Source organism: Streptomyces sp. NPDC058525 (assembly GCF_042719495.1).
Lineage (GTDB): Bacteria > Actinomycetota > Actinomycetes > Streptomycetales > Streptomycetaceae > Streptomyces.
In genome coordinates this window covers 37613-50795 of the sequence record NZ_JBHXNP010000032.1, presented here as the reverse complement: position 1 = coordinate 50795, position 13183 = coordinate 37613, and the positions used below count along the sequence as shown (strand labels likewise).

Here is a 13183-nt window from a genome sequence, read left to right as displayed (position 1 = left end):
ATCAGTGGTGGGCGGGTACGGCGGCGGCCGCCTCGGCGGGGGCCGCGCCGGCGGCGACCCGGCCGCCGGCCGCGCCGCCCGCCGTACGGCGCTCCAGGGCGCCGGACACCAGGGCGAGCACCAGGGCGGAGGCGGCCAGCGCCGCGCCGACCCAGTTCGGGGCGGTCCAGCCGAGGCCGGCGGCGATCACGAGGCCGCCGAGCCAGGCGGCCAGGGCGTTGCCCAGGTTGAAGGCGCCGATGTTGACGGCCGAGGCCAGGGTCGGAGCGCCCGCGGCCTGGTCGAGGACCCGCTTCTGGAGCGGGGGCACGGTCGCGAAGCCGAGGGCGCCGATGAGCACCACGGTGACGGCGGCGCCCGCCTTGGTGTGGGCGGTGAGCGTGAAGACGGCCAGGGTGACGGCGAGCGCGCCCAGGGAGACGTACAGCATCGGCATCAGCGCACGGTCGGCGTACCGGCCGCCGATGAGGTTGCCCGCGACCATGCCCAGGCCGAAGAGGACGAGGAGCCAGGTGACGGAGGAGTCGGCGAAGCCCGCCACGTTGGTCATCATCGGGGTGATGTAGGTGATCGCGGCGAACACTCCGCCGAAGCCGAGCACGGTCATCGCCATCGCCAGCAGCACCTGCACGTTGCGGAAGGCGGCCAGCTCGCTGCGGATCCGTACGCCGCCTTCGGGCCGGGGCAGTTCGGGGACCAGGCGGGCGATGCCGAGCAGGCCGAGGACGCCGAGCCCGGCGACGATCAGGAAGGTGACGCGCCAGCCGAGGGTCTGGCCGACGAAGGTGCCGAGCGGGACTCCCACCACGTTGGCCACCGTCAGGCCGGTGAACATCATGGCGATGGCTCCGGCCTTCTTCTCGGGGGCGACGAGTTCTGCGGCGACGACCGCGCCGATGCCGAAGAAGGCTCCGTGGGCGAGCGAGGCGACGACACGGCCGGCGAGCATGATCCCGAAGGCGGGGGCGAGCGCGGACAGCACGTTGCCCACGATGAACAGGCCCATGAGCAGCATCAGCATCCGCTTGCGGGGGATGCGGGTGCCGAGCACGGTCATCAGCGGTGCGCCGAGGACCACGCCGAGGGCGTAGCCGGTGACCAGGAAGCCCGCGGTGGGGATCGAGACGCCGTAGTCGTCGGCGACCTCGGGCAGCAGGCCCATGATCACGAACTCGGTGGTGCCGATCCCGAAGGCCCCGATGGCGAGGGCGAGGAGGGCGAGAGGCATGAGGGAGGTGTCCTTCGGCGGGAGGGGGGTGTGGTGCGGGGGGAGGGGGGTGTGGTGCGGGGGTGGCGGGCGGCCACCGGGGGCGACACGTTGCGGTCGCCGCTTACACGCGTACACATTAATTGCAGACGCGGGATATTTGCAAGCGCGGGCTATTGCGCGTGTGACCTATCCTGGTGGTCACACGCGGTACCCGCTTCGAAGGAGGAGCCCATGACGGCCACGGACAGCGCGCTCACCGCCCTCTCCCAGGGCTGGTGCGCCCTCTCCCTGCTGCACGGGCGGATCGAGTCGCACATCGAACGCGCCCTCCAGGCCGGCCACGGCCTCAGCGTGCGCGAGTTCTCGCTGCTCGACGTCCTGAGCCGGCAGCACAACGGTCCGGGCGGGCACCTGCGCATGCACCAGGTCGCCGACTCGGTGCTGCTCAGCCAGAGCGCGACCACCCGCCTGGTCAGCCGTCTCGAGGACCGCGGTCTGCTGAGCCGCTACCTCTGCGACACCGACCGGCGCGGCATCTACACCGACGTGAGCGAGTCGGGCCTGGCCCTGCTGGCAGCCGCCCGGCCGACGAACGACACCGCCCTGCGCGAGGCGCTGGACGAGGCGGCGCGCAATCCGCAGCTGGCCCCGCTGGTCGCGGTGGTGGAGAACACCCGGTCCTAGACCGCCTGTTGGATCCTGCCCTGGCGCCGTGACCGGGAGGGTTCACCGGCCACGGCACACGGGACTCGCCCCCGGCCCGCCCCGGCTACGGCCGCGTGGGGCTCGGGGACACCGAGGACGGCACCGGGCGGGAGGGCGTGGGCTGGGTCGCCGAGGGGGTCGCGGACTTCGACGGCGGGAGCGGGCCCCCCGCCGGCCTCGACGGCCCGCTCTTCGCCGGATCCGGCACCTCGGAGGGCGAGGCGCTCGGGTCCGGGCCCGGCTCGGAGCCCGCCCCCGGGCTCACGGACGGGGCCGGCGACGAAGGCGTCGGCGTCGGCGTCGGCGGCCCGATCTCGGGCGGGGCGGCGGGCGGCACCGGACGGACCGGCGCGGGGTCCGGGGCCAGCACCAGGTAGCCGACCACGGCCGCCGCCGCGGCGGCCAGCCCGGCCAGCGGCAGGCCGAGCCGGCGCAGCCGCAGCGCCGGGAACCGGCGTACGTGCGGCCCCGGCGGATCGGCGGGGCGCAGTTCGCGGACCGTGATCCCGGCCGCGCGGGCGTCCAGGGCCGCGCGCAGCCTGCCCTCGACGCGGCGTTCGAGGGAGCGTTCGCCGTACGTCATACCCGTCCCTCCAGAATCCGTTCCAGTGCGTCCAGGGCCCTGCTCGCGTTCGACTTCACCGCTCCCCGGCTGATCCCGAGGGTGCTCGCGATCTCCGCCTCGCTGAGGTCCGCCCAGTACCGCAGCACCAGCACCTGGCGGCGGCGCGGGGTCAGCCGGCCGAGGGCGGAGAGCACTTCTCGGTGTGCCTCGTCCAGGACCACGTGCGTCTCCGCGGACGGTACGTCGGCCGGTGAGGGCGGGGTCCAGGCCCGGGCCGTACGCCGTCGGCGCAGCACCGAGCGCGAGGTGTTGACCACGGCCGTGCGCAGGTAGCCCAGGGCGTTGTCCACTTCGGCGATGTGCTCGCCGTGGCGGCGGTACAGCGCCGTGAAGGCGTCCTGGACCACGTCCTCGGCGGTGGCCAGGTCGTCGACGAGGAGCACCGCCAGCCGGACCATGCGCAGCCGGTGCGCGTGGTAGAGCGCGGTGACGGTGGGCGGCGCGTCTCCCGGACCGCCCGCGGTGCCGTCCCCGTACGGGCTGCCGTACCGGCCCTCGTACGGAAGCCCGTACGGCCGGGGCTCGGCCGCCGGGGCGGAGCGGTCGCGGCGCAGCAACGACCACAGGCCCTGCCACGCCCGGGCGAAACCGGGCGTGAGGGGGCCGACGGGTGGTGCGAGGTGGAGCACAGGATTCCTCAGCCGTTGGCGCGGCGCCGCACGGCGTACAGGGTCCCGGCGCCGGCGGCGATGAGGACGGTGGCCCCGGCCCCCAGTGCGGCGGTGGTCGCGGAGGAGCCAGTATGGGCCAGCTCGGCACCGGCGGGCGAAGCAGCGGGCTGCGGGGCTTCGCTCGGGACCGGGCCGGTGCCGGCGTTCGGGGCCTTGCTCGGGGCGGCGCTCGGAGCCGCGCTCGGCCGCTCGCTGCCGGGCACGCTGACGGACGGGGTCGGCAGTGCGCCGGTGGCGGGCGTCTTCGGCGCGGCGCTGGGCGACGCACTGGACGCGGGCGCGGGCGTGGCCGGGGCGGAGCCACCCGCGGCGGCGGCCGCCGGGCCGGCGAGGGCGACGACCGCCCCCGCGGCGGCCGCGGTGACGGCCGCCCGGCGGAGGCTGCGGGGGACGCGCTTCAGGTTCATCACGGTGGTTCTCCACGATCGGGTCGGGGTCGGGGCGCGGAACCGCACCCTTCACCCCCGCACGACGCGCGACCCCGCGGGAGGTTGCCGCCTTCGGCCGAGAATTCTTCGCAGGGCCGTGCCCAGCACCTCGACCCCCTCCTCGATCTCGCCCGCCGAGCCCGCCGCGTAGCCCAGGATCAGGCCGGGCGGGCCCGGGGCGAGGCGGTGCCAGGACAGCGGGTGGGTCTTGACCCCGAGCTCCAGGGCCGCCGAGGCAAGGGCGGTGTCCTCGAAGCCGGCGCCGTCGAAGGTGACCATCAGGTGCAGCCCCGCGGCCGCGCCGTGCACCCGGGCCCCCGGCAGCCGGTCCGCGACGGCCCGGAGCATGGCGTCGCGGCGCCGGCGGTGGCGGCGCCGGACGAACCGCAGGTGCCGCTCCAGCTCCCCCGAGTCCATCAGCCGGGCCAGGACCAGCTGGGCGAGGACCGGATTGCCCAGGTCGGCGTACCGCTTGGCGGCGGTCACGGCCTCGCTCAGGCGCGGCGGGACCAGGAGCCAGCCCAGGCGCAGGGCCGGGGCCAGGAGCTTCGACACGCTCCCGGCGTAGCAGACGCCCTCCGGCAGCAGGGCGCGCAGGGCGGGGACGGGGGCGCGGTCGTAGCGGTGCTCGGCGTCGTAGTCGTCCTCGATCACCAGTCCCCCGCCGGCCGCCCAGCCGAGCAGCTCCCGGCGGCGCTCGCCGTCGAGCACGACCCCGGTCGGGAACTGGTGGGCCGGGGTGAGCAGCACGGCCCCGGCGCCGCTCGCCTCGAGCGCGGCCACGTCCAGCCCCAGCTCGTCCACCCGTACGGGAACCGTCTCCAGCCGCCCGTACTCCAGCTGCTGGCGGGCCCCGAGGGAGCCCGGGTCCTCCACCGCGATGCGGTGCACCCCGCTCTCCCGCAGGACCTGCGCCAGCAGGCCCAGCGCCTGGGCGACTCCGGCGACGATCACCACCTCGTCGGGGTCGGCGCGGATCCCCCGGTTGCGGGCCAGCCAGCCGACGACGGCCGCGCGCAGCGCGGGCGCGCCCTGCGGGTTGCCGTAGCCGAAGTCGGCCGGGGTGAGGCCGGCGAGGACCCGGCGCTCGGCCTGGAGCCAGGCGGTACGGGGGAAGGCCGTCAGGTCGGGGACCCCGGGCGAGAGGTCGATCCGGCAGGGCACGGCCCGCAGGGCGTCGACGAGTCCGCCGCGCGCGGGGGCGGCGGCGGGCTCGGCCACCGGCGGCGGGGCGGCGACGACGACCGTGCCGCTGCGGCCGCGGCCGGAGACCTGGCCGGTCTCCGCGAGCCGCTGGTACGCCTCGGTGACCAGCCCGCGGGAGACGCGGAGCTCGGCGGCGAGCACCCGGCTGGCCGGGAGCCGGCTGCCGACGGGCAGGGTGCCGTCGGCGATGGCGGCGCGCAGCCGGCCCGCCAGCCAGTCGGTGCGGCCGCCGGGCGGGGCCTGGCCGATGTCCAGCTGGAGGAAGTCCGAGCCGCTTTTGGACCCCTGGTTCGCGTCTTCATTGGACCTGCTCACCGGACCATTGTGCCGCGAGGCTGGAGGACATGAAGAGCATGAAAGCCACCAGCCCGGTGAATGGCCCGAAATCCGCTCAATCCAAGCAGGCCGCGCAGGCCGCGCGTTCGCCCTCGCTCGCCTTCCGGGACCTGGCGCCCGGTATCGCCGGGATGGTGCTGGTGGGCAGCAGCGTCACCGTCTCCCGCTCCCTCGTCGACGCCCCGCTGTTCGCCGTCCAGGCCGTGCGGTACACGGCCGCCGCCCTGCTGCTGCTCGCCCTGGCCCGGGCCGCCCGGGTGCCGCTGCTGCGGCCGCGCGGCCGTGAGTGGCTGTGGCTGGCCGGGGTCGCGGCGACCGGGCTGGTGCTGTTCAACGTGGCCGTCGTACGCGGGGTCGCGCACGCCGAACCGGCCGTCATCGCCGTCGCGGTGGCCTCCGTACCGATCCTGCTGGGGCTGATCGGCCCGTTCCTGGAGGGCCGGCGGCCCAGCCGCCAGGTGCTGCTGGCGGCGCCCGTGGTGGTGGCCGGGGCCGTGCTGGTGGAGGGGACGGGCCGGACGGACGCCGCCGGGGTGGCCTGGGCGGCCCTCGCGCTGGGCTGCGAGGCCGGGTTCACCCTGCTCGCCGTGCCGGTGCTGCGCCGGCACGGCCCGTGGGGGGTGTCCGTACACGCCGTGTGGATGGGGGCGGTGATGCTGGCGGGGCTCGCGGTGTGCTTCGAGCGCCCCGCCGACCTGCTGGAACAGGGCGCGGCCCAGTGGGCGGCCGCCGCGTACCTCGCCGTGCTGGTGACGGCGGTGGCGTTCCTGCTCTGGTACCGGACGGTGGCCGCCGTGGGCTCGGGCCGGGCCGGGCTGCTGACGGGGGTCGCGCCGCTCGCCGCGGCGGGCACCGGGGTCGCCACGGGCGGCGGGGTTCCGGGGCCCGCGGTGTGGCTGGGCCTGGTGGTGGTCATCGCCGGGCTGGCGGCGGGCCTGCGGCCGCCGCGCCGCGCGGCCGGCCCGCTGCCGCACCGGGAGCCCGCGTCCCCTTGAGGGCGCCGGGCCCCGTGGATCACAATCCGCAGATGGCGACGCCCTCGTACAGCAGTGCCCCGTGCACGGGTTCCCCGTACAGCAGCTGGATGCGGTACTTCTCCCCCACCGCCAACCACCGCAGACTCGGCCTGGTCTGCCTCGGGGTGGGGGTCCAGCAGGGCGGACTGCCGGTGGTGGGGCCGCGCTCCCTCGACCATCACGTCGCCGTGGTGGTCACGCGCGGCCGGGGCTGGTTCAGCCACGCCGGCCGGCCGCCGCAGCCGGTGACCGCGCCCGCGCTGCTGTGGCTGGTCCCGGGGGTGGAGCACCACTACGGGCCCGATCCGCGGACCGGCTGGGACGAGTGCTTTGTCGACTTCACGGGCAGCAGCGTGGAGGCGTACACCGACCTGGGCTACGTGACCCCGGACCGGCCGCTGGTACCGCTGAGCGGGACGGCCGGGGTGCAGCACGTGGTCGACGGGATCGTACGGGCGGCCCGGCGCGGCGGCCCGCTGCTGGAGGTCGAGGCAGCGGCCGCCGTGCACGGGCTGCTGGTGGCGCTGCGCTACGCCCGCGCCGAGGTGTCCCGGCACGGGGACGCCGTGATGGACACCCTGGCGCGGGACGCCCTGCTGCCGATATCGGTGGCCGAGCACGCCGCCCGGCTCGGGATGCCCCTGCCCCAGCTGCGCTGGGCGGTGCGGCGCAGCACCGGGGAGGGGGTCAAGGAGTACCTCCTCGGGATCAGGCTGAGCCGGGCGAAGGAGCTGCTCGCCCGCACCGACCTGCCGGTCGCCGGGGTGGCCCGGCGGGTCGGCTACGAGGATCCGGCCTACTTCAGCCGGCTGTTCAGCCGCCGGGTGGGCATGGCCCCCGTGCGGTTCCGGGCGCAGCAGTCGGCCGGCAGGACACTCCCTACGGCACGTGGCCGATGGTGATTTCGGCGACCGAGGTCCACGGGTTGCCCGCCACCTCCCTGGTGGCCTTCAGCTTCACGTAGCGCGCGGTGCGCGGGGTGAAGGCGACGTCCTGCTGTGCGGCCGTGTCGGCGAAGGTCCCGGAGGCGGCCGCCGCGCCCCAGGTGACGCCGTCGGTGGACGTGAACACCTGGTGGTCGGCGATCCGTCCGTTGCTCTGCGTCTGCCGGGGCAGGCAGTGGAGGGCGGAGACGTTGTAGGAGGCGCCGAGGTCGAGGGTGATCTCGTGCGGCAGGGGCGCGGTGGCGGCGTACCACTGGGTGTGCCAGATGGTGGACGCGTCGCCGTCCAGCACGTTGGCGGCGCTGCCGTTCTCTCCGGCGGTCTCCTGGCTGTCGACCGCCGTCACGCTCATCTGGCTCTGCGGTACGAGCAGTTCACCGCCGCCGACCGGGCCGAGGTCGTCGACGGCCAGGTCGTCGAGGATCAGGTCGGCCTCGTTGTGGGAGTCCTCGGGGGTGACCTTGCGTACGCCGATCCAGGCGTCGGCCCCGGCGGTGAAGGTCTTGGTGAAGGTGGTGGGGGTACGGGCCTGGTTCAGTGCGGTGGCGGTCTCGGTGGTGCCGGATCCGGTGACGAACTGGTAGTCGCCGCTGAATCCGCTCTCGTAGCGGAAGGTCACCTTGTAGGAGCGGCCCGGGGTGAAGCGCAGGGTCTGCGGCAGGGTGCGGTAGACCAGTCCGGTCCGCTCCTCGTGCGATTTGAGGGAGTTCTGGCCGCCGATCACGTCGTCGACCAGCTTCCCGCTCCATCCGGCCTGGGTGTACGGGGCGTTGCGCTGGGCGATGTGGGTGCGCGGGTCGGTGGCGGAGCCGCCCGCGCCGCCGAAGGCGAAGGGGCCCCAGCCGGCGTCCACGTTCTCGAAGTCCTCGGCGAACCAGTGCCCGGCGAGCGGGGTGCGGGCGGAGCGGACCACGCGGACGTCGTCGAGGTAGACGGTGCCCGGTCCGGTGGCGGCGGACAGCCGCAGGGTGGCGGTGGACTGTCCGGCGGGGACGTCGAAGAGGACCTTCATGCGCTGCATCCGGGTGCCGTTCTTCTCGCTGCCGCCGAGGTTGTTCGTCAGCGGTGAGGAGTCGGCGTACACGGAGGCGGCGGCGCCGCCGGCGGGGGTCGCGGTGAGGGTGGCGGCCCGGCCGGTGGGGGTGGAGACCCAGACGGAGGCTGCGTAGGTGCCGGGGGTGAGGCCGGTGAGCTGCTGGGAGACGGCGGGGGCGGTGCCGGGGGCGAAGGTGAGCTCGCTCTGGCCCTGGGCGTTGCGGGTGACGGCGGCGCCGGTCCCGGTGACGGTCCAGGCGTTCAGGCCGCCCGAGTAGAAGGAGGGGTCCTTGACCGGGGTGCCCTCGCCCCACTGGGGGTCGGCCGGGGCGGCCGGTGCGCCGTTGGTGACCACGTACGCGGTGCGGGCGGCTGCGTTGATGGTGACCTGGCCGCCCGCGCCCACGGTGAGGTCGCCGGCCGGCACGCGGCCGGTGTCGGTGAGCCGGTACAGCTTGGGCGCGCTCCAGCCGGCGGGCAGGGTCCAGGTGGTGGAGCCGGCCTTGTCGTTCCAGTGGTAGAGCTTGCCGTCGCGGGGCAGCAGGTAGGCGTCTCCGGACAGGACGGTCCGGCCGGCCGTGGTGATCTGGCGTTTGCTGCCCGTGGTGGTGACGGTGGTGCCGTTCGCGAGGGTCACCGTGTCGGCGGTCCACTTCACGATCGGGGATTCCTGGAGGTACTTGGTCGGCAGGTTGACGGCGAAGGTGGTGTTGAGGAAGGCGGTGAAGTCCTTCTTGCCCTGCCAGCCCTCGTACGCGGTGATCTCGGCGCCGCCGAGCAGCGGGCTGCGGGCGATCCAGTCGTCCTTGGCGTGGTTGGCGATGAACCGGGCGATGGTGGAGTTGATGCCCTTGAGGTCGCTGCCGCCGTAATTGACGTCGGTGGCCCAGTGGTGCCAGAGGGACTGTTCGGTCAGGGTGTTGGGGAACTCGGTGGTCAGCTGGAGTCCCAGTCCGGTGATCTCGCGCTGGAGCTTGCGCGAGACGTAGCCGTCGCCGTACCAGACGTCCACGTAGAGGAAGTCGAGGCCGGGGGCGGCGGCCTTGAGGTCCTGGAGCCGCTTCAGCCGCTGCCCGGACTGGCCGTCCTTGCGGGTGTCCACGTAGTACGACTGGTCCAGCCAGTCCCAGCCGAGCCCGCCGCTCTGGTGGGCCGGGTCGAAGGTGGCCGAGACCGGGTACTCCTCGGTGGCGTTGATGTGCACGCCGAAGTCGGCGTTGTAGGCGTGGCCGGCGGTGGTGAGGGTGTTCAGGTCGACGGCGCCGCCCAGCTTGGAGCCGATGTTCTTGTAGTCCATGTGCGCGGAGTCGTGGCCCTCGGAGGCGTAGCCCTTGAGGAGGACGAACTGGCCGAGGCCGTCGGTGGCTCGGTTGACGCGCTTGGTCTCGTCCAGGGTCTGCGCGAAGGGATGGGTGGCCTGGGAGGCGAAGTTGAAGGGGATCCGCTGCACGACGCGGTCGGCGGTGTCCTGCCAGCCGGTGGGCGGGGTCCAGATGTCGCGGTAGGCGACGGCGGCGTCCTGCCAGTCGACGGCGGAGTCCGCGTTGCGGTCGGCGGTGATCGCGACGCGGACGTACGGCAGGGGCTCGGTGTCGCTGTCGGCTGCGCCCGCGGGCCGGTACAGCCACGCTCCGCTCCACAGGCCGGCGCGGCGGTAGCCGCCCTTGTCGGTGACCCGCTTGGATATCCGGCCGTTCTCCCGCGCGGTGCCGCCCGAGGGCGTGTCGTACAGGGAGTTGGAGTCGATGGCGGCGGCCAGCCGCCCGGTGTTGGCCAGGCCGTACATCACGGTGGTCGCGGCGGGGTCGACGGGGGTGGCTGCGGTGACGGGGGTGAAGGTGTCCCCGGTGCCGGTGGTGGCGGTGTGCATGTTCGCGGTGGCCAGGGCGGCGCCGGGCTGGTCGCTGCGGACGCTGACGAGGTGGTGGTCGGGGATCGCGAAGGTGCGTACGCGCAGCGCCGCGGTGTCCTCGATCGCGGTCACGTTGAACTCCACGACGGAACCGGTCACCGAAAGACGGGATCTGACGGTCACTCCGGAGAAGGAGAGCGCGTAGTCCACCCCCGAGGCGGAGGGCGTCGAGGTCACGGTCGGGGTGTGGCTCGTCCCGTTGACGAGCACGGTGCTCAGCACGTCCTCGTTGCCGTGCAGGACGTCGCCGGTGGCCCGGCGGGTGTAGCTGATGACGCGGGGGAAGCCGCTGTCGACGCTGACGGACAGTTCGGGCGAGGTGATCGTCACGGGTGCGGCCGCCGCGGCGGGTGCGGCGGGTGCGGCCACGACCAGGGTGGCGACCAGGCCGGCCACCGCGGCCGCGGCCGGCCAGAGGGGGGTGCGCATCGGACCTCCGGGAGTCGGCGCTTCCTTGGCGGAAGACCGCTCGGCACGCAGGCCCGAGCGGTCCGCTCACTGACCTGACAGCTTGCGGACCGCGACCGGGCAAACCCATGGACAAAGCGGAGCGCCGTCCTGGACTTACGTACGCGCGAACTCGGGAGGGGCGGGTGCGGGGCGGGGCACGGCGGGTGGGGGTGCGGGTGCGGGTGCGGGTGCGGGTGCGGGTGCGGGTGCGGGTGCGGGGCTAGCCGGAGGCCGGGACCAGGATGACGGCGGTGCCGTAGGCGCACACCTCGGTGCCGACGTCGGCGGCTTCGGTCACGTCGAAGCGCATCATCAGGACGGCGTTCGCGCCCCGCGCCTTCGCCTGGTCGATGAGCCGTTCCATGGCCTGGTTGCGGGTCTCCACGAGGGTCTTGGTCAGCCCCTTGAGCTCTCCGCCGATCATCGACTTCAGGCCCGCGCCGATCTGGCTGCCGAGGTGGCGGGAGCGCACGGTGAGCCCGAAGACCTCCCCGATGACCCGTTCCACCCGGTAGCCCGGGACGTCGTTGGTGGTGACGACGAGCACACCGGTCTGCTCGGCGCCGGGGCCGCCGCCGTAGTCTTCGATACCCATGGCCCCACTGTCGCCTGCCCCGGCGCGGCCCGCATCCGGAACGGCCGGGTTCAGGGCATTCGGGCGGCGAGGCCGAACTCGTGGGCCACGACCACCGCCTGGGCCCGGCTGGACAGCCCCAGCTTGCTCATGCAGCGGTGCACATGGGTCTTCACGGTGGCGGAGCTCAGGAACAGCCGCTCGGCGATGTCGGCGTTGGGCAGGCCGGCGCCGACCAGGCCGAGCACCTCGCGCTCGCGCGGGGTCAGCGTGTCGAGCCCGGGGTGCGGGGGCCGGGCGACCGGGGCGGCGTACGTGGCGATCAGCCCGCGCAGGGCCCGGGGGCTGAACAGCATCTCGCCGGCGTGCACGGTGGCGATGGCGGCGAGCAGCCGGTCGGGCGGGGTGTCCTTGAGGAGGAACCCGCTCGCGCCGACGCGCAGGGCGCGGAAGACGTACTCGTCGGTGTCGAAGGTGGTGAGCACGAGCACCTTGGGCCCGCCGCCGGGACCGTCCGGCCGGTCCCGGGCGCCGCCACGGCCGCCCTCGCCGACCCCGCCGTCGCCGCTGCCCCCGCCGTCGCCGCCGTCCTGGCCTTCCGCGTGGGCGGCCAGGATCCGCTCGGTGGCCTCGATCCCGTCCGCGCCGGGCATCCGGATGTCCATCAGGACGACGTCGGGCCGGGTCTCGGCGGCGAGCCGGACCGCCTCCTCCCCGTCCGCCGCCTCCCCCGCGAGCTCGAAGCCGGGAGCGGCGGTGAGCAGCGCGGCCAGTCCGGACCGGATCAGGAACTGGTCATCGACGACGAGTACGGACGGCATGCGCGTCTTCCCCTCCCGGTCTGGGCACGGGAATCCGCAGGCCGACCTCGAAGCCGCCCCCGGGGACCGGCCCCGCGGTCACCGTGCCGTGGTAGATCGTCGCCCGCTCGCGCATGCCGATCAACCCCTGACCGGCCGCGCCTCCCGGGCCGGCCGGCGCCCGGGCCGGCGCGCGGCCGCTGCCGTCGTCGCCGACCCGTACCCGGACCTCGTCCGCTCCGTAGTGGACCTGGACGGTGGTCCGCGCCCCCGGGGCGTGCTTGATCACGTTGGTCAGGGCCTCCTGGACCGCGCGGTACGCGCACAGGTCTATCCCCGGCGGCAGCTCGTACGGCGTCCCGGTGACCCGTACGCCGACGGGCACCCCGGCCGCGCCGACCCGCCGGACCAGCTCGTCGAGCCCGGCCAGGCCCGCCACCGGGCCCCTGTCCTCCTCCTGGCCGGGCAGCGGTCCGTCCTCGCGGAGGACCAGCAGCATCCGGCGCATCTCGGTCAGGGCCTCGCGGGCGCTGTCCCCCACGGTGTCCAGGGCCTTGCGGGCGGTGGGCGGGTCGGAGGAGAGCACGTAGGAGGCGAGCCCGTTCTGGACGGAGATCACCGAGACGTGGTGCGCGATGACGTCGTGGAGTTCGCGGGCGATCCTGATGCGTTCCTCGGCGACGGCGCGGCGGGCCTTCTCCTCCTGTTGCAGCCGGAGTTGGCGGGTGAGTTCGCGCAGCCGCCGGGAGCCGTCCCCGGCGACCCAGCAGACGACGGTGGCGACGGTGACGAAGGCCATGCTCATCGGGACGACGCCCGGCTCGGCGAGCCGGGTCCCCCACAGGAGCACGGCCAGCGCCCCGGCGGCGGACCGGACCGACACCTTGCGGGGGCACGCGGAGGCCACGGTGTAGAGGGCGGTGGCCAGCCCGCACGCGGCGACCACGTGGTAGTAGCCGAGGGTGAAGTAGACGCCGGCCCACAGCCCGGTGTTCAGCAGGACCGCGACGGGGTGGCGGCGGCGCAGTACGAGCGGCAGGTAGACCAGGGCGAGCAGGACGTAGGCGAAGGCGTCGGTGTCGCGCCAGTAGCCGTACGGGTCGGGCCAGTTGTGCAGCAGCGTGGACGACATCCACAGGGAGCCCGCGGCCCATACGATCTCGCCCGCGACCGGCAGCACGGCACGGAGCCGTACCACGGCCGGATGTTCGGACAGCTGCACGTCAACCCCCTTGAGTACACCCCAGGTTGTACAGGGTCGACACCCAGGG

12 protein-coding genes are annotated in these 13183 nt (G+C 74.5%); 3 read left to right on the top strand and 9 right to left on the bottom strand.

Annotated features, from left to right (window positions below; genetic code table 11):
• Nucleotide 1: 1 nt before the first annotated feature.
• Nucleotides 2-1228, bottom strand: a complete 1227-nt coding sequence (locus ACFWP3_RS17430) for an MFS transporter (protein WP_384221538.1) — start codon at nt 1226-1228, stop codon at nt 2-4.
• Nucleotides 1229-1441: 213 nt separating this feature from the next.
• Between ACFWP3_RS17430 and ACFWP3_RS17425 the strand changes: the two genes are divergently transcribed.
• The gene (locus ACFWP3_RS17425) at nt 1442-1894 is read left to right on the top strand and encodes a MarR family winged helix-turn-helix transcriptional regulator (RefSeq protein ID WP_384221536.1); all 453 of its coding nucleotides are present in this window, start codon (nt 1442-1444) and stop codon (nt 1892-1894) included.
• A gap of 85 nt (nt 1895-1979) precedes the next feature.
• Here ACFWP3_RS17425 and ACFWP3_RS17420 read toward each other — a convergent pair whose 3' ends face one another.
• Genes ACFWP3_RS17420 through ACFWP3_RS17405 form a run of 4 tightly spaced genes read right to left on the bottom strand, consistent with a single transcriptional unit; the run spans nt 1980 to nt 5160 of the window.
• A complete protein-coding gene (locus ACFWP3_RS17420; protein WP_384221533.1) occupies nt 1980-2498 on the bottom strand; it encodes a hypothetical protein in 519 nt (172 codons plus the stop codon).
• Complete coding sequence (locus ACFWP3_RS17415) at nt 2495-3169, bottom strand: RNA polymerase sigma factor (protein WP_384221530.1); 675 nt, start codon at nt 3167-3169, stop codon at nt 2495-2497. Before ACFWP3_RS17415 ends, ACFWP3_RS17420 begins: the two co-directional genes overlap by 4 nt.
• Before the next feature lie 8 nt (nt 3170-3177).
• Nucleotides 3178-3618: an LAETG motif-containing sortase-dependent surface protein gene (locus ACFWP3_RS17410; RefSeq protein WP_384221527.1), complete on the bottom strand. Its 441-nt coding sequence runs from the start codon at nt 3616-3618 to the stop codon at nt 3178-3180.
• Nucleotides 3619-3669: 51 nt separating this feature from the next.
• Complete coding sequence (locus ACFWP3_RS17405; RefSeq protein ID WP_384221524.1) at nt 3670-5160, bottom strand: PLP-dependent aminotransferase family protein; 1491 nt, start codon at nt 5158-5160, stop codon at nt 3670-3672.
• A 29-nt stretch (nt 5161-5189) separates the two neighbouring features.
• Between ACFWP3_RS17405 and ACFWP3_RS17400 the strand changes: the two genes are divergently transcribed.
• Together ACFWP3_RS17400 and ACFWP3_RS17395 are read left to right on the top strand one after the other, a co-directional pair.
• Nucleotides 5190-6176 (top strand): EamA family transporter, encoded by a 987-nt coding sequence (locus ACFWP3_RS17400; RefSeq protein ID WP_384221522.1) that lies wholly within the window; start codon nt 5190-5192, stop codon nt 6174-6176.
• A gap of 32 nt (nt 6177-6208) precedes the next feature.
• A complete protein-coding gene (locus ACFWP3_RS17395; protein ID WP_384221519.1) occupies nt 6209-7099 on the top strand; it encodes a helix-turn-helix domain-containing protein in 891 nt (296 codons plus the stop codon).
• On the opposite strand, the gene ACFWP3_RS17390 is transcribed toward ACFWP3_RS17395, so the two are convergent.
• The 4 genes from ACFWP3_RS17390 to ACFWP3_RS17375 form a co-directional block, all read right to left on the bottom strand.
• Nucleotides 7077-10517: an endo-alpha-N-acetylgalactosaminidase family protein gene (locus ACFWP3_RS17390; protein WP_384221516.1), complete on the bottom strand. Its 3441-nt coding sequence runs from the start codon at nt 10515-10517 to the stop codon at nt 7077-7079. The genes ACFWP3_RS17395 and ACFWP3_RS17390 overlap by 23 nt on opposite strands.
• Nucleotides 10518-10758: 241 nt before the next feature.
• Entirely contained in the window at nt 10759-11133 is a 375-nt protein-coding gene (locus tag ACFWP3_RS17385) for a YbjQ family protein (protein ID WP_384221514.1), read from the bottom strand.
• 50 nt (nt 11134-11183) lie between these two features.
• A complete protein-coding gene (locus tag ACFWP3_RS17380; protein ID WP_384221511.1) occupies nt 11184-11933 on the bottom strand; it encodes a response regulator in 750 nt (249 codons plus the stop codon).
• A complete protein-coding gene (locus tag ACFWP3_RS17375; protein ID WP_384221508.1) occupies nt 11908-13134 on the bottom strand; it encodes a sensor histidine kinase in 1227 nt (408 codons plus the stop codon). Before ACFWP3_RS17375 ends, ACFWP3_RS17380 begins: the two co-directional genes overlap by 26 nt.
• Between the last annotated feature and the right edge of the window lie 49 nt (nt 13135-13183).